Here is a 16,216-nt window from a genome sequence, read left to right on the forward strand (position 1 = left end):
CGGCATGCCGTGAGGAAGGACAACATGCCGCACCAGCCTTCTCGTGCCACCCGTCGCGGCCCCACTCCCCCGGTCCCCACCGAGCAAGCGGTGGTCGACTGCGCGGTCTACGTCGACGGGCACCGCCTGCCCGGCCGCTACAGCCACACCGAGGCGGTGGCAGAGGTACGTCGGCGCGGTACGGGATTCGTGTGGCTCGGGCTGCACCACCCCGACGAGAAGCAGATGACGAACGTCTCGCACACCTTCGGACTCCACGAGCTGATGGTCGAGGACGCCGTCCACGCCCACCAGCGCCCGAAGCTCGAGCGCTACGACGACGTGCTGTTCCTGGTGCTGCGCACCGTCAGTTACATCGAGCACGAGTCGGTGACGACCACCAAGGACATCGTCGAGACCGGCGAGATCATGTTGTTCACCGGCCCCGACTTCATCGTGAGCGTGCGGCACGGCGACCACTCCGAGCTCTCGCACGTGCGCAAGCGCCTCGAACGCGACCCCGATCATCTGTCCCGCGGTCCGGCGGCCGTGCTCCACGCGATCGCCGACCACGTGGTCGACTCCTATCTCGCCGTCACCACGGCCGTGCAACCCGACGTCGACGACATCGAGGAACTCGTGTTCACCCCCGACACGCGGATCGCGGTCGACCAGATCTACATGCTCAAGCGCGAGATCGTGCAGTTGCGCCGCGCCGTCGTGCCGCTCGCCGAACCACTGCAGCAACTCATCCGGGCGCCGGGCAACCCGATCCCGAAGGACGTCCGGCGCTACTTCCGCGACGTCGCCGACCACCACACCACGGTGTCCGACCGCATCGCGGCCTTCGACGAGACGCTCGGCACGCTGCTCGACGCGGCGATCGCGAAGGTCACCGTGCAGCAGAACACCGACATGCGCAAGATCTCCGCGTGGGTCGCGATCGCCGCCGTGCCGACGATGATCGCCGGGATCTACGGCATGAACTTCGATCGCATGCCCGAACTGCATTGGCAATACGGCTATTACGTCGTGCTCTCCGCGATCGTCGCGATCACCGTGGGACTGTTCGTCACCTTCAGGCGCAACAACTGGTTGTGACCACCGAACTCGACCGCCCCTCGACACGCGCTGCGCAGGCTGCGCGATCTCCTCGGCGCCACGTGCTCGCCGTCGCCCTCGCGCTGATCCTGCTGCAGACGATCCTCCGGACCGTGGTGGCCGCGACCGGCGAGTTCTACTGGGACGACCTGATCCTCGTCGGGCGCGCGGGGTCGTATCCGCTGCTGTCCGACGCCTTCCTGCGGTACGACCACGACGGTCACCTGATGCCCGCCGCCTTCCTCGTGGCGGGGATCGCCACGGCGATCGCGCCGCTGGAATGGTGGCCGGCGGCGGCCTCGCTCGTGATCGGTCAGTTGCTCGCCTCGCTGGCGGTGCTGCGGGTGCTCTGGTTGCTGCTCGGCCCGCGACGCGCTCTGTGGGGACCGTTGCTGTTCTATCTCCTCACGCCGCTGACGCTTCCGGCCTTCGCGTGGTGGTCGGCCGCGCTCAACGCGTTGCCGCTGCAGGCCGCACTGGCCTGGGTGGCGGGAGATGCGCTGCAGCACAGCAGGACCGGCCGGCGCCGTCATATCGTGAGCGCCCTCGTCGTCACCGCTGTGGCGCTGGTGTTCTTCGAGAAGTCGGTCCTCGTTCCGTTCGCCGCGTTCGCGACGGTCGCCCTCGCACACCACGTCGACGGACTCGTTCGGCCGATCCGCAGCACGTGGGCGCAGGCCCGGCCGTTGTGGCTCGGCTCGGCGGCCGTGCTGGTCGTGTGGGCGGTCTGTTACTCGACGATCGTCGAATCCCGGTTCGGGATCCCGCCGTGGTCGATGGTGGCCGGGTTGACCCATCACGGCATCTCCTACGGGCTGTTGCCGTCGCTGCTCGGGGGTCCCTGGGAATGGGAGCGGTGGAATCCGAGCCCGCCCTGGGCCGATCCCCCGCTCGTGCTCGTCGTGGTCGCGTGGCTCGCTGTCGCGGGCGCCGCAGCGTGGACGGTGCGCCGGCGACGGCGGACCGGGCCCGTGTGGTTCGCTGTGATCGCCTACATCCTGGCCTCGCTCGCGGCGATGATCAGCACCCGCTTCGGCCCGGAGACCACCTACGAACTCGCGCGCACTCTGCGCTACTTCGCCGACTCCGCCGTGGTCGTCGCGATCGCCGCGGCGCTGATCCTGCGCGCCCCGCGACGAGGCACGACGTCCCGTCCTCGTGCCGTGCGTGCGGCCGCCTGGACCTGCGCGGCCGTGTTCACCGTCGGCTCCCTGTGGTCGACCGTGACGTTCGCGCGCAGCTGGTCGGACAATCCGACGGGCGATTATCTCGGGGCGGCGAAGGCGGCGCTCACGGCCCGGCCCGACGAGCCCGTGCTCGATCACCCGGTGTCGGTATGGATCCTGCTGCCCGTCACCTACCCGCACAACCTGGTGGGGTCCGTCTTCTCCGCGCTGCCCGTCCGGTCCGACATCCGCGACCACGCGACCGACCTGTGGGTCCTCGACGATCTCGGCCACCGCGCTCCCGCCGACCTGCTGCCGCTGCGCCTCGTCCCGCCCGGCCCCGAGCCCGACTGCGGCCATCGCGTCACCACCGACGCCGTCACGGCCGTGCCGCTCGATTCCCCCGCGGGCGACTGGGAGTGGACCGTGCAGGTGAACTACCGGGCCTCCGCCGACGGCACGATCGACCTCGGCTTCCCCGGCCGCGCATCCGTTCCGGTCCCCGTCACCGAAGGACTCGGGACGGTGTACGTCCGCGTCTCCGGGGACGGGTCGGCGTTGCAGGCGCGCTCGTCCACCCCCGGCACGACCGTGTGCCTCGGTGCCGGATCGCTCGGAGTGGTCGTGCCGCGGGGGTGACGGCGGGCCAGCGTGGCGCGTCCGAGCGCGCGGTCCGTGAGAACCGGGACGGTCACAGACGTGCTTGCGCCCGGCGCGGGTCGCTCAGGTCGATGCCCGCTTCCTCCCACGCCTCGCGCAGCGCCTCGGTTCCCTTCAGCCGCTTCCAGGCCGCCTCGGTACCGGTGATCGGGCGGGCCTCGAAGAAGTGGACCGGATCGGAGGGCTCGGGCAGTTCCAGCGACGGCACGTCGGCCGTCTCGAGCAACACCGCGGTGAACGGAGCGCCCGGCCACAGCGGCTCCCCGAGATCGAGCAGGGCGTCGTCGGTGAGGACCACGCCCTCCACGGCGGGCAGCGCAGCGAGCACCGCGAGGGTGCGGTGGACACCGGCGGTGACGCCCTCGTTGTCGCGCAGGCTGAGGACCAGTTCGGCCCGCGGCCCGCGCGTCGGGTCGGCCACCATGTCGGTCGGATCGCCCATCGGATGCCGTGAGCACCCCAGAGTGGCGTACCGCAGGAGCTCTGCACCACGGAAGCGGAGGACCTCGATCGGTTCGAGACCGAGGAAGGTCACCGACGCCGATTCCGGCTCCGGATCCCCCGGCACGGTCAGATGCTCGGTGAGGTGGCTGCGGACGGTGGCGAGAACTGCGTCGGTCACCCCTGCAATGTAGTCCCCGTCCCCGCACATGCGGTTCACACCCGGACCTGTGCACCGCGCGGTACCGTCGACGCGTGGCTCGCGACACCGGTTTTCCGGTCTCCGATGCCGGCGACGATTTCGCCCGGCAACGCCGGCGCGCCGAGTACGCCCGGCTGATCGCATGGCTGCGCCGCGAACCGGCCGACGTCAACACGGTGCTGCCCTTCGACGACGTCGTCGCAGCCCTCGGACGCCTCGGTGAACGGCGACTCGGGTTGCAGATCATCGAGGTCGCCTCGATCGTCGGCAGCGTCGACCGTGCCGACGACTTCGACCGTCGTTTCCGCCCCACCTCGGCACGCCTGCGCGCCAGGTGGGAACGCATCGCGGCCGCGCGGCGGCGCGGCGAGGCCATGCCCCCGATCTCCGTGTACCGGGTGGGACCGATGCATTTCGTGCAGGACGGGCACCACCGTGTGTCCATCGCCTACGCGCAGGGCGACCGCACCATCGACGCCTACGTCACCGAGATCACCACGAAGGTGCCCGCGGAGGGCATCACCGCCCGTCCCGATCTCGTGCGCAAGGACCACTTCAGGATGTTTCTCGGCCGCGTTCCCCTGCACGGCGCGGCCCAGGACACGATCCGCGTGTCCGACCCGTGGGGATACGCCGAACTGGCCGAGGCCGTCGAGGCGTGGGGTTTCCGCTTGATGCAGGATCTCGGCGAGTACCTCACCCGCGAGGAGGTCGCGCGGCGCTGGTACGAGGAGGAATTCGTCCCCGTCGTCGCGATGGCCCGGGAAGCGGGGATGTTGCGCTCACGCACCGACGCCGAGGTGTATCTGTGGATCGCGAGCGAGCGGTACCGGCTCGTGCGGCGGCACGTGTGGAGCGAGGAGATCGTCGACGAGCTCCGTAGCCGCGCACCCCGCTGACGGCTTCGGTGGATCCGACCCCGTTTTCCGGGGTCGGATCCACCGAAGCCGGTTTGTCAGAGGGTGACGTTCGCGCCGGTCTCCTGATCGAACAAGGCGATCTTCGCCCTGTCGAACCACAACTGCACGGTCCCGCCCTTGGTGGCCTGCGATTCCACCGACAATCGCGCGACCAGCGATTCGGCCGACATGTCGGCACCGGCGTCGGCGGCGAGTTCGTCGAGGTCCTTCGAGTGCACGCCCGGCCCCTCGGCCGTGAAGTACGCGAACTTGTCGGAGCCCATCGACTCGAGCACGTCGACCTCGGCGGAGAAGGTCACGCCCGTCTCCCGTTGGGTCGGGTCGAGCAGGTCGGTGTCCTCGAAGTGCTCCGGACGGATACCGACGACCACCTCGCGCGACGGATTGTTGCGACGCACGGTCTCCCACCGCTCGTCGGGCAACCGGAACTCGCCGAACGAGGTGCGGATCGAACCGTTCTCGATCTGCCCCGGAACGAAGTTCATCGACGGCGATCCGATGAAGCCGGCGACGAACAGGTTCCGCGGATGGTCGTACAACTCCTGCGGCGCCCCGACCTGCTGCACGATCCCACCGCGCATCACGACGACGCGGTCGCCGAGCGTCATCGCCTCGGTCTGGTCGTGCGTGACGTACACCGTCGTGGTCCCGAGACGCTTCTGCAGGCGCGCGATCTCGGTGCGCATCTGCACGCGCAGCTTCGCGTCGAGATTCGACAGCGGCTCGTCCATGAGGAACGCCTTGGGGCTGCGCACGATCGCACGACCCATGGCCACGCGTTGCCGCTGACCGCCCGACAGGTTGGCGGGCTTGCGGTCGAGATGCTGTGTGAGATCGAGGATCCGGGCCGCCTCGTCGACCTTGCGGGCGATCTCGTCCTTGGACACCTTCGCGAGGGTGAGCGGGAACGCGATGTTGTCGCGCACCGACATGTGCGGGTACAGCGCGTAGGACTGGAAGACCATCGCGATGTCGCGGTCCTTCGGTGCCCGCTCGTTGACACGCTCACCCGCGATGCGCAGCTCGCCGTCGGAGATGTCCTCGAGACCGGCGATCATGTTGAGCGTCGTGGATTTTCCGCACCCGGACGGGCCGACGAGAATGATGAACTCGCCGTCGGCGATCTCGAGATCCACGTCGCTGACGGCCTTCGCTCCGTCCGGATATTCCTTCGTCACCTTGTCGAGCACGATCTCGGCCACGATAGTTATCCCTTCACTGCGCCGGAGGTCAGTCCGGCGACGATTCGACGTTGGAAGATCAGGACGAACACGATGATCGGGATCGTGATGACGACGGCCGCCGCCGCGATCGAGCCGGTCGGTTCCTCGAACTGCGATGCACCCGTGAAGTTCGCGATCGCGGCGGGTGCGGTGATGGACCGCTCGGTGGAGGTCAGCGAGATCGCGAACAGCAGGTCGTTCCAGCAGAAGATGAACACCAGGATCGCCGCCGTGATGATGCCGGGAGCGGCGAGTGGGGCCACGACCTTCCGGAACGCCTGACCCGGTGTCGCGCCGTCCATCTTCGCGGCCTTCTCGAGTTCCCACGGGATCTCCTTGAAGAAGGCCGACAGGGTGTAGATCGCGAGCGGTAGCGAGAAGGTGATGTACGGCAGGATCAGCGCCGCCCACGTGTCGAACAGTCCGAGGCCGCGCATGATCTCGAACAGCGGGCTGACGAGGGAGATCTGGGGGAACATCGCGATGAGCAGCGCCACGCCCATCAGAATCTTCTTACCGGGGAAGTCGAGCCGGGCGATCGCGTAGGCGGCCATCGTCCCGAGGATCACCGCGATGACCGTGGCGATCAGGCCGATGCCGATGGAGTTGATCAGCGCGCTCGTGAACGCGTCGGTGCGGAAGATGCCGCGGTAGTTGTCGAGCGTCCACTGCTGCGGGATGAACCGGCCGTCCTGGATGGTGCCGGGCGGCTTGAACGACAGGCTCGCGATCCACAGCACCGGGACGAGTGCGTAGAGCAGGACGATCAGGTTCACCGCCGACCACGACAGGGTCCGTTTCCTGGTCTCGGCCATCATCGGCCCCCTTCGTCCGAGCCGGGCGCGGATGCACCGAACAACTTGATGAACACGAACGCGATGATCGCGACGCACAGGAAGATCAGGACGCTGATCGCCGACCCGATGCCGAGGTTGAAGGCCCGGAACAGATTGTCGTAACCGAGGATCGACACCGATCCGGTGCCGTTGGCACCGCGGGTGAGGACATAGATGTTGTCGAAGATGCGGAAGGCGTCGAGCGTGCGGAAGAGCAGGGCGACGAGGATCGCCGGTTTCATCAGCGGCACGATGATCCGCACCAGACGTGTCCACGCTCCGGCGCCGTCGACCTGCGCCGCCTTGAGCAGATCGTCGGGGACGAGTGCGAGGCCGGCGAGGAGCAGCAGTGCCATGAACGGCGTTGTCTTCCACACCTCGGCGAGCACGATGATCGCCAGGGACGGGATCTGGTCGGTGAGCGGGGCGCTGCCGTCGGGCAGCAGGTTCGCGAGATAGCCCGTGCCCGGGGTCCACGCGTAGTACCAGCTGTAGGCGGCGGCGACGGTGACGATGCCGTACGGGATCAGCACCACCGTGCGCACGATGCCCTTGCCGACGATGGTGCGGTGCATGACGAGTGCGATCGCGAGGCCGAGCACGAACTCGATCGCGACGGAGACCAGGGTGACGAGCGAGGTGACCATGAAGGCCTGCCACCAGAATCCGTCGCTGAGCACCGCGACATAGTTCGACAGTCCGACGAAGCGCCGTTCGTCGGGGAAGCGCAGATCGTAACGCTGCAGACTGAGCCAGACGGCGTATCCCACCGGATAGGCCGTGACGGCGAGCATCACGATCGCGGCGGGTGCGACGAGCAGCAGACCGAGTCGCCGTTCGGCCTTCTTCCCCTCGGACAGCGCTGCTTTCGTCTTCGTCGACGGTTCCTTCGGGGTCTCGTCGGTCGGTGTCGATTCGACGGCGGTCACGGGATCAGTCCTTCCGAATTGACCGCCTTGCGCACCTGCTCGGCGAGTTCCTCGACGGTGCGGGGCGGATCGATCTGGTCGACCGGGTTGAGGGTGGCCGTCACCAGTGTCGAAATGCTCTGGTAGGCCGGTGAAGCGGGACGCACCGCGGCGTTCTCGAGACCGGCGCGGACCTCACGCCAGGCCGGATAGGCCTCCTGGAAATCGGGGTCGTCGTACAGCGCCGCGAGCGTCGGCGGCACGCCGCCACCGATGGCGTTGTTGCGCTGGTTCTCCTCGTTGCGCAGGCACTGCATCGCTTCGAACGCGAGATCCGGGTGGGTACTCGTGCGGGCGACGGCGATGTTGAACCCGCCGATGGTGACCTGGGCGGGCTCGCCGGGGATCACCGAGGGGTACGGCGCGGGAAGGAAATTCTGCTCACCGTCGACGGTGAGGACCGTGTTGCCGGTGTTCTCCGAGGTGACATTGCCGTTCTCGTCGATGAAGGGCAGGGCCTCCTCGTTCTCCATGATGCCCGGCAGGACGAACGGCCAGTTGACCTGGAACGCGGTGCGCCCGCTCTCCATACCGAGACGGACGGCCGCCTCGTCGGCCTGGTTCAGGGAGGGATCGGCGCCGGGCGCGGTCGCAACGCGCTTCATGATGTCGAGCGCGGTCACCGCCGCGTCGTTGTCGGTGAGGGTGACGGTGACACCGTCCTCCCCCACCACCGAGCCTCCGGCGCTCGAGAGCAAGGTGTTGAACCACACCATCAGCCCCTCGTACTGCCGGCCCTGCACACCGATCCACGACGGCCGGCCCTCCTCGGCGAGGCCGCTCGCAATCTCGATCATCTCGTCCCAGGTCTCCGGAGGTTGCCCGTCCGGCATGAGATCCTTTCGGTACCAGAGCAACTGGGTGTTGGTGTTGAGCGGTGCGGCGTACAGCCGGTCCTGCCAGGTCGCCGATTCGAGGGGACCTTCGAGGGTGCCCTCGGAGACCGCGGCTGCAACATCGTCGGGCAGCGGCAGCGCCCACCCGGCCTCGGCGAACTCGGCCGTCCACACGACGTCGAGGGTCATGAGGTCGAGCCCCGGGTCGTTACCCGTCAGCCGCCGCGCCAACTGCAGTCGCTGGTCGTCGGCGTTCTTCGGAAGTGTCCTCTGCTGCACGCGATATCGGCCGCCCGCCTCCGCGGTGCACACCTCCGCGGCCTGCGCGTACTGCTCGGCACCGTCGGCGGCCGTGTAGAAGGACAGGACGACACCCTCGTCGTCGCTGCCGCACGCGGCCAGCCCCGACGCCAAGAGCACAGCAGCCGCGGAAGCTGTGACCGCTCGGCTCGTCCGCCGGCTCTTGCCCGACCGTCTCATGCGTGACTCCGCTCGCATCGGGGACCTCGTGATCCGACGATAACGCCCGTACCGGCCAGCCGTAGCAAAACGAGCAGGGCGTACATCCGGAACGGAATCGGCACGACGACGAGGTCAGAAGGAGGTCCCCGAGAAGGGCGCCTGGGGCCAGGAGAACAGCAGGTCAGCGGTGTCGACGGCCTCGGGCCGGTGCACCCGGGCGCGCCCCGCGTCGACCATCCGGTGCCAGCCCTGCCGGCCGAGCAGGAGCGCACCGAGGTCGGCGATGTCGATCATCAGGTCGGCCGGTCCCGCGGTGCGCGCCACGCCGTCGGCGGAGATCTCGAAGACACCGGCGTTGTCGGTCAGCACCGGATCGGTCACCTCCACGGTCACCGAGCCGAAGCCTCGGTAACTCCGCGCCGACAGCGCCCGATCGAGGTCGAGGATGCGCAACCACGTCTCGTCCGAGACCGAGCGGAAGTGCACGGCACGCGCGTCGCCGAGCATGAGCGGGAGTTGGTCGTCCTGCGGAAGTGCCGCGAACCGCAAGGTGTCGACCAGGTCGAGGTCGAGCAGGAACCGGATCAGGCCGGCGTACGCCGCGGGCGAGGGGGCGAAGAAGTCGTCGACCACGACGGTGCGGTTGCGACTGGTGAACCACCCCTGCGTGTCGACGGGGTGGTACCGGACGAAACCGTCCTCCTGTCCCGGTTCGCCGTGCACCGCCACGTACATCGGATCGGTGAGCGAGTCGGCCCGCCACCGGCGTGAGTTCCACCAGTACTCCGACCGATCGATCATGCCGGGGCGCGGCGGCAGATGACGGGAATGGATCTGCGCCAGCACGTCCCACGCCTCCGGATAGGTCAGCAGACGCACCGCTCCGGACTCGGGCACGTCGGGACGCAGTGCGGCACCACGCACGTCGACGTCGACGGACACCGAAGTCGAGGCGACGCCGTAGCCGAACCGGCCGTAGATGGTCGCTTCGGAGGCACGCAGCGTCGCGAGGATCTCACCGCGGTCGCGCGCGTCGCTCAACTGCCGGTGCACGAGTCCGGAGATCACGCCGCGACGCGTGTGGGTGGGCAGCACACCGATGTGGGTGACCGCCGCGTGCGGCACCCGGGCGCCGCCGGGCAGGGTGAGATTTCCGCTCGTGGCGTCGACTGTCCCGACGAGCATGCCGTCGAGGAAAGCACCCCACGTGCGGCCGGCCTCGAGGTAGCGGCTCACCGTCCCGTCGGGAACCTCGGGCCACGAGGGCAGACCCACCATCGCCGTGCGGAACAGCGCGGACGCCTCCCGCAGTTCGGCTTCCGACTCCAGAACTCTGATCTCCGGTTCCGTTCGCTCACCCATGGAACGACACTATCGACCGCGAACTTGCACCGCGGGTGAACGGCCGTGACGTTCGGTACACCGACTCCGGGCGGGTAGGTTTCCAGCGTGCGACGCGAGTGGGATCCAGCAGACACCGGGGTGCTGCAGCTGCCCTCCGGCCGACTCGTGCGGGGACGCGGGATGCGCAGACCGGTGTTCGGCGAGCCGTTTCCCGACTTCGGGGTGTATCTCCTCGGCCGCCCCCCGGCAGCACCGTTCGAGTGGGAGTCGCGGTGGATCCACTGGCCCGACTTCCGCACGCCACGCGACCCGGAGGACGCTCTCGCCATCCTGTACGAGGCGTGGATCCGCGCGGGAAGACAGCGGGTGGAGATCGCGTGCGGGCGTGGACGCGGCCGCACCGGCACCGCACTGGCGTGCCTCGCCGTCCTCGACGGGCTCTCCCCGGAGGAGGCGGTCGACTTCGTTCGGCGGCACTACCATCCGCGCGCGGTCGAGACGCCCTGGCAGCGCAAATTCGTCGCGCACGCGAAGGCGCATACCTGACAGCTCAGTTCTTCGTCCGGGCGAGGTCGACCTCGGCGGCCGAGACGGCACGTTCGGCGGCGACCACCCGCTTCTTCGCCTCGGCGGCGGCGCGGCGCGCGAAGGTGCGTTGCTGCTCTGCGTGTTCGAGCTTCGCCCGCAGCTCGGCGACCTCCTCCTCGTGACGGGCCAGCTCCTGCTCTGCCGCCGACGCGGCTTCGCGCGCTTCCTCGGCCGCGTTGTGCGCCGAGTCGAGAGCGGCAGCGGCCTCGTCGATCTCCGCCTCACGAGCCGCCTGCTCCGCCTTCTCGCGCTCCGTGGGTTCGCGCTCGCCCTTGCTCTTGCGTGCAGACTTGCCCGCTGCCGTCCGGTCGTCCTCGTCGTCCTCCTCCGACCCTCCGCGGACGACGGTGAGCGGCATGGCCGACAGGTCGCCGAAACCGTCGGACTCGACGATCGCGTCGAGTCGGCCCTGCCGGACCTGCTCCCCGATGCCGGGATCCGACAACGCGGCGTTGAGGGTGCGCCCCACCTCTCGCAGTGCGCTCTCCGAGACGGTGCGGCCGCGGTCGGCGGCGAGCCGACCCGCGTCGCGCTCGAGCGCGGCGACCACCCGGCGACGCTGCTCCGACAGTTTCCGCATCTCGCTGCCGGACAGTCGTCGTTGCGCGGTGCGCAGGGCGGATCCGATGTCGAGCAACGCCGCGAGTTCGTCGGCCCGTTCGCGGGCGAGCAGGTTGACCATCCAGGCCGCGACCGTCGGTTTGCGCAGTCTGCCGATGGCCGCCGTCAGCTCGCGGTCGCCCGCTTCGCGTGCCTGCGCCGCGAATTCGGAGCGGGCCGCCACGAAGTCTCCTGGGTCGAGGCCGTAGAGGGCATCGGCCACCGAATCGATGTCGGGCATGGGATCGACAGTAGTGGCGCGAGGCCGATCACGACGAGTGCCGTTCTCGGCGAACGCGCGACCGCGAGACGATCAGATGGCGAGCTTGGCGAGGATGTCGCGCGCCTTCTCGGCGGTGGGCGGCTGGCACAGCACGTCGTAGCGGCCGGCGACGAGCTGCATGGTGGACGAGAAGTCGCGCTGACCGCGGGTCGCGGCGTACGGGATGCTCGCCGAGATGAGGCCGAAGATGATGCCGCCGACGAGGCCGACGAGCAGCGGGCCGAGGAAGTCGGTGGAGAAGATGCCGAGCAGGAGACCGAAGAACACGCCGAGCCATGCGCCCGAGACGATGCCGCCGCCGATCACCTTCGGCCACGTGAGCCGACCGGTGACCCGTTCGACCTGCATGAGATCGACACCGACGATGGTGACGTCCTCGACGGAGAAGTTCTGATCGGCCAGGTGGTCGACCGCCCGTTGCGCCTCGGCATAGGTCGGGTACGAACCGACGGGCCAGCCCGTGGGAGGTGTCGGCAGACCGGGTACCTGGCGACCGGGTCCGAGGGGATTCGTCATGTCGTTTCGGCTCCTTCGCGATGCACGCCGACGGTCGCGGCGCCGGTCTCCATTCTGCCTCGACAGGGACCGGCACGCCGCGATGGTTCGCCCGATATGTTCTTTTCCCTGGTCGTTCCCGTCAGGAGGCCGGCGGCTCGAACTTCTGGGTGCGCTGCAACCCCGCGGCCCGGCCCTTCGCGGAGATCACGAGGGCCATCTTCCGGCTCGCCTCGTCGATCATCTCGTCACCGAGCATCGCGGCACCGCGGGCGCCGCCCTCGGCCGAGGTGTGCCACTCGTAGGCGTCGAGGATCATCTCGGCCTTGTCGTAGTCCTCCTGCCGGGGGCTGAAGACCTCGTTGGCCGCGTCGATCTGGCTCGGGTGCAGCACCCACTTGCCGTCGAAGCCCAGGGCGGCGGTGCGCTGCGCCGACCGGCGGAAGGCGTCGACGTCGCGGATCTGGAGGTAGGGACCGTCGATGGCCTGCAGCCCGTGCGCACGCGCGGCCATGAGGATCGTCATGAGGATGTGGTGGTAGGCGTCGCCGACGTCGTAACCCTCGGGCTGCTCACCGACGACGAGGGTGCGCATGTTGATGCTCGCCATGAAGTCTGCCGGACCGAACACGAGTGTCTGCACGCGCGGGCTCGCCGTCGCGATCTCGTTGATGTTCGTCAACCCGATGGCGTTCTCGATCTGCGGTTCGATACCGATCCGTCCCGCCTCGAGACCGTGGGCCTTCTCGACCTGCGTGAGGAGCAGGTCGAGCGCCTTCACGTGGCTCGCGTCGGGCACCTTCGGCAGCAGGATCGCGTCGAGATTCGCGCCGGCACCACCGACGACCGTCGCGACGTCGAGATAGGTCGCGTCCGTGGTCCAGTCGTTGACGCGCACGACCTTGATCTGGTCGCCCCAGCCGTCCTCGTTCAGAGCTTCGACGATGGTGCTGCGGGCCTGCTCCTTGGCCAGCGGCGACACCGCGTCCTCGAGATCGAGGAAGATCTCGTCGGCGGGAAGGCCCTTGGCCTTGTCGATCATCTTCCGGCTGCTGCCGGGAACCGCGAGTACCGATCTTCGGGGCCTGAACGAAAACGACATGACCTGACCAGACCTCCGAGTTCCGGGAACAGCGTGGGCACGCTCTAGCCTGGCAATCATGGCAGCAGTGAGCAAGGTTTTCGTCGCGCGGCTGGCCGGACTGGTCGTTCTCGGCCCCGACGGCGAGTCCATCGGCCGCGTCCGCGATGTCGTGCTGACCATACGAGTGGGACGTCAGCCGCCTCGTGCGCTGGGGCTCGTCGTCGAACTGCCCACCCGCAAGCGGATCTTCGTCCCGATGCTGCGCGTGACCGCGATCGAACCCGGCGCGGTCACCCTCGTCACCGGCAACGTCAGTCTGCGCCGGTTCACGCAGCGACCCTCGGAGGTGCTCGCCCTCGGTCAGGTCCTCGATTCGCGTGTGCGCGTCGACGACCCGGAGCTGCCGGACCTGATGGGTGTCGACGCCGTCGTGGTGGATCTGGGGCTCGAGCTCATGCGCACCCGCGACTGGGTCGTCGCCCGCGTGGCGGTGCGTCGCCATCGCGGCCGGCTCGCGCGCCGCTCCCCCATCCACATCGTGGAATGGCCGCACGTGCACGGACTCACCCAGCAGGCACTGTCGATGCCCGGACAGGGTGTCGCGCAGTTGCTCCTGCAGTTCGAGGACATGCGCCCGCCGGACGTCGCGAACGCCCTGCGCGACCTGCCGATCAAGAGACGCACCGAGGTCGCCGCGGCGCTCGACGACGAACGCCTCGCCGACATCGTGCAGGAGCTACCCTCCGACGACCAGACCGACCTGCTCACCCAGCTCGGCCTCGACCGGGCGGTCGCGGTGCTCGAGGCGATGGATCCCGACGACGTCGCCGACCTCCTCGGTGAGCTGCCCGCAACGGACGCCGAGTCGTTCCTGCAACGCATGGACCCCGAGGACTCCGAGCCGGTGCGCCGCCTGCTAGAGCACTCCCCCGACACCGCCGGTGGTCTGATGACCCCCGAGCCGGTCGTGCTGACGCCGGCGACCACGGTGGCCGAAGCGCTCGCCCGCGCCCGTAATCCGGATCTGAGTCCCGCCCTGGCGTCGATGGTCTTCGTCGTGCGGCCGCCCACCGCGACGCCCACCGGCAAGTACCTCGGCTGTGTCCATCTGCAACGATTGCTCCGGGAACCGCCTGCGAGCCTGGTGGGAGGGGTCGTCGACGACGACCTGCCGCGCCTGGCCCCCGACGACGCCCTGACCACCGTCACCCGGTACTTCGCGACGTACAACCTGGTCTGCGGTCCGGTGGTGGACGACGAGGGGCACCTGCTCGGCGCGGTGAGCGTCGACGACGTGCTCGACCATCTGCTGCCGGAGGACTGGCGCGAGGAGGACATCGAGGATGAGTGACCGCAGCACGCAGGGCCGCTCGCGCCTCGAGACCCCACAGGCGTCGAGGTTCCGCTTCAACTTCGACGCCGAGGCGGTGGGCCGGGTCAGCGAGTCGATCGCCCGGTTCCTCGGAACGGGCCGTTATCTCGCCATCCAGACGATCGTCGTCATCGTGTGGATCGCCCTCAACATCGCCGCGGTCGGACTGCAGTGGGATCCCTATCCCTTCATCCTTCTCAACCTGGCCTTCTCGACGCAGGCCGCCTATGCGGCGCCGTTGATCCTGCTGGCGCAGAACCGGCAGGAGAACCGCGACCGCGTATCTCTCGAGGAGGATCGCGCCCGCGCCGAGCAGACCAAGGCCGACACCGAGTTCCTGGCACGCGAACTCGCGGCTCTGCGACTCGCGGTGGGTGAGGTCGCGACCCGCGACTATCTGCGTCGCGAACTCGACGATCTGCGCGCCCTGCTGATCGACGACGAGAACGAGGACGACGCCGGCACTCCACGCACCCGCGGGCCCCGTCACTGAGGGACCCCGTCCTGTTGTCCGCCACGCCCCGTTGCACACAACCCGACACCCTTCTGTAACCTTCGTCACATCAGTCGGACGGACGATCGGAGGAGGGTGATCGCGTGCGGTGGAAGGTCGCGCTGGCGATGCCGGTGATCGTCGCTGCCGGACTCGCGGCGACAGCGTCGTCGGCGACGGTGGTGGCGGAGACGACGTCCGCCGAGACCGAGCCGAGCGCCGCTCCGGCGGTGGGCGTGCTCCCCGGCGAGGTGCGCGAGGCGCAACCGCTGCGCAGCCCGAGCGACCCGCTCACCCAGCTTCCGCCCGAAGCCGTGGCCGCGGCAGGGGGTGCGGCGGCCCTCGGCGACGGGCCGCTCGCGATCCCCGAACTCGTCTTCTACGCCTATCGCGCGGCCGAGATGCAGCTGGCCATCGACTCTCCCGAGTGCGGCCTGCCGTGGAATCTGCTCGCCGCCGTCGGGCGCCTGAACTCCGGACACGCGGACGGGGGACGCACCGACATCCTGGGCACGCTGACCGCGCCGGTCGTCACCCCGGAGGGGCTGCTCGGGCCGATGCGCCTGGCCCCCGCGGTGTGGGAGCAGTACTCGGCCGACGGCAACGCGGACGGCACCGCCGATCCACAGAACATCTTCGACGCGACCCTGGCCGCCGGTGCCCGGATGTGCGCGGAGGGCGGAAACCTGCGCGAGCCGGACGGGGAGGCGCGGGCGGTGGCGTCGGTCGATCCGTCACCGGACTATCTGGCGAACGTCCGGCACTGGTCCGGTGCGTATTCGAAGGCCGCCGAGGTGGCTCCCGCCGATCTCGCTCCGATCCCGGCGCGGCCCGTTCCGAACGCCGCGGATGTCGCGGCCCCCGCGCCGGCTCCGGCGGTCACCGCGCCCGCTCCGGAGGCGACACCTCAGCCGGCCCAGCAAGCGCCCGCCGACACTCCGGCTCAGCAGGCACCCGAACAGAACATCCCGGCTCCGCCGCCGATGCCGGAGTTGCCCGAACTCCCCTGCCTGGTGCCCGCCTTCTGCGAATAACTCCCGGCACACACGTGAGGTGACGCCACGCGCGACACGCGTGTCGTCATCTTTTTCTTTCACCCCACCCGACCTACCGGACCAGCACGGACGGGCCACAGCAGTACGCATACACCCCCGTTACATCAC

General features: G+C 69.0%; 16 protein-coding genes. 7 read left to right on the forward strand and 9 right to left on the reverse strand.

Annotation, left to right across the window (positions count from 1 at the left end):
* The first annotated feature begins 24 nt into the window (after nucleotides 1-24).
* Together M3330_RS05145 and M3330_RS05150 are read left to right on the forward strand one after the other, a co-directional pair.
* On the forward strand, nucleotides 25-1,080 hold the full coding sequence (locus M3330_RS05145) for a magnesium and cobalt transport protein CorA (protein ID WP_037215783.1): 1,056 nt from the start codon (nucleotides 25-27) through the stop codon (nucleotides 1,078-1,080).
* Nucleotides 1,077-2,885 (forward strand): hypothetical protein, encoded by a 1,809-nt coding sequence (locus tag M3330_RS05150; protein ID WP_255027281.1) that lies wholly within the window; start codon nucleotides 1,077-1,079, stop codon nucleotides 2,883-2,885. Before M3330_RS05145 ends, M3330_RS05150 begins: the two co-directional genes overlap by 4 nt.
* A 52-nt stretch (nucleotides 2,886-2,937) precedes the next feature.
* Here M3330_RS05150 and M3330_RS05155 read toward each other — a convergent pair whose 3' ends face one another.
* Nucleotides 2,938-3,528 (reverse strand): suppressor of fused domain protein, encoded by a 591-nt coding sequence (locus M3330_RS05155; protein WP_024103453.1) that lies wholly within the window; start codon nucleotides 3,526-3,528, stop codon nucleotides 2,938-2,940.
* Nucleotides 3,529-3,602: 74 nt separating this feature from the next.
* Here M3330_RS05155 and M3330_RS05160 point away from each other — a divergent pair, with 74 nt between their 5' ends.
* Nucleotides 3,603-4,448 carry a hypothetical protein gene (locus M3330_RS05160; protein ID WP_006554307.1) on the forward strand — a complete coding sequence of 282 codons (846 nt, stop codon included), beginning with the start codon at nucleotides 3,603-3,605 and terminating at the stop codon, nucleotides 4,446-4,448.
* Nucleotides 4,449-4,504: 56 nt separating this feature from the next.
* Here M3330_RS05160 and M3330_RS05165 read toward each other — a convergent pair whose 3' ends face one another.
* From M3330_RS05165 to M3330_RS05185, 5 genes are all read right to left on the reverse strand, one after another.
* Nucleotides 4,505-5,671, reverse strand: a complete 1,167-nt coding sequence (locus M3330_RS05165; protein WP_024103451.1) for an ABC transporter ATP-binding protein — start codon at nucleotides 5,669-5,671, stop codon at nucleotides 4,505-4,507.
* Nucleotides 5,672-5,676: 5 nt separating this feature from the next.
* Nucleotides 5,677-6,507, reverse strand: a complete 831-nt coding sequence (locus M3330_RS05170) for a carbohydrate ABC transporter permease (RefSeq protein WP_219130046.1) — start codon at nucleotides 6,505-6,507, stop codon at nucleotides 5,677-5,679.
* Nucleotides 6,507-7,388 (reverse strand): carbohydrate ABC transporter permease, encoded by an 882-nt coding sequence (locus M3330_RS05175; RefSeq protein WP_094981110.1) that lies wholly within the window; start codon nucleotides 7,386-7,388, stop codon nucleotides 6,507-6,509. Before M3330_RS05175 ends, M3330_RS05170 begins: the two co-directional genes overlap by 1 nt.
* 65 nt (nucleotides 7,389-7,453) lie before the next feature.
* Nucleotides 7,454-8,812, reverse strand: a complete 1,359-nt coding sequence (locus M3330_RS05180) for an ABC transporter substrate-binding protein (RefSeq protein ID WP_255027285.1) — start codon at nucleotides 8,810-8,812, stop codon at nucleotides 7,454-7,456.
* Nucleotides 8,813-8,926: 114 nt separating this feature from the next.
* Complete coding sequence (locus tag M3330_RS05185) at nucleotides 8,927-10,156, reverse strand: GNAT family N-acetyltransferase (RefSeq protein ID WP_200359699.1); 1,230 nt, start codon at nucleotides 10,154-10,156, stop codon at nucleotides 8,927-8,929.
* A gap of 87 nt (nucleotides 10,157-10,243) precedes the next feature.
* On the opposite strand from M3330_RS05185, the gene M3330_RS05190 reads away from it, so the two are divergent.
* Entirely contained in the window at nucleotides 10,244-10,684 is a 441-nt protein-coding gene (locus M3330_RS05190) for a protein-tyrosine phosphatase family protein (protein ID WP_039586300.1), read from the forward strand.
* 4 nt (nucleotides 10,685-10,688) lie between these two features.
* Here M3330_RS05190 and M3330_RS05195 read toward each other — a convergent pair whose 3' ends face one another.
* The 3 genes from M3330_RS05195 to M3330_RS05205 form a co-directional block, all read right to left on the reverse strand.
* Complete coding sequence (locus M3330_RS05195) at nucleotides 10,689-11,567, reverse strand: hypothetical protein (RefSeq protein ID WP_255027288.1); 879 nt, start codon at nucleotides 11,565-11,567, stop codon at nucleotides 10,689-10,691.
* A 72-nt stretch (nucleotides 11,568-11,639) separates the two neighbouring features.
* Nucleotides 11,640-12,125, reverse strand: a complete 486-nt coding sequence (locus M3330_RS05200; RefSeq protein ID WP_006554299.1) for a general stress protein — start codon at nucleotides 12,123-12,125, stop codon at nucleotides 11,640-11,642.
* Between the two features lie 121 nt (nucleotides 12,126-12,246).
* Nucleotides 12,247-13,206, reverse strand: coding sequence for a CoA ester lyase (locus M3330_RS05205; RefSeq protein ID WP_006554298.1), 960 nt, complete (start codon nucleotides 13,204-13,206; stop codon nucleotides 12,247-12,249).
* A gap of 58 nt (nucleotides 13,207-13,264) precedes the next feature.
* On the opposite strand from M3330_RS05205, the gene M3330_RS05210 reads away from it, so the two are divergent.
* The 3 genes from M3330_RS05210 (at nucleotide 13,265) to M3330_RS05220 (ending at nucleotide 16,087) form a co-directional block, all read left to right on the forward strand.
* Nucleotides 13,265-14,539: a CBS domain-containing protein gene (locus M3330_RS05210; protein ID WP_006554297.1), complete on the forward strand. Its 1,275-nt coding sequence runs from the start codon at nucleotides 13,265-13,267 to the stop codon at nucleotides 14,537-14,539.
* On the forward strand, nucleotides 14,532-15,053 hold the full coding sequence (locus M3330_RS05215) for a DUF1003 domain-containing protein (protein WP_006554296.1): 522 nt from the start codon (nucleotides 14,532-14,534) through the stop codon (nucleotides 15,051-15,053). The genes M3330_RS05210 and M3330_RS05215 overlap by 8 nt, the downstream gene beginning before the upstream one ends.
* Nucleotides 15,054-15,157: 104 nt before the next feature.
* Nucleotides 15,158-16,087, forward strand: coding sequence for a hypothetical protein (locus tag M3330_RS05220; RefSeq protein WP_019288065.1), 930 nt, complete (start codon nucleotides 15,158-15,160; stop codon nucleotides 16,085-16,087).
* Nucleotides 16,088-16,216 lie beyond the last annotated feature (129 nt).

The organism is Rhodococcus sp. GA1 (assembly GCF_024321955.1).
GTDB lineage: Bacteria > Actinomycetota > Actinomycetes > Mycobacteriales > Mycobacteriaceae > Rhodococcus > Rhodococcus pyridinivorans.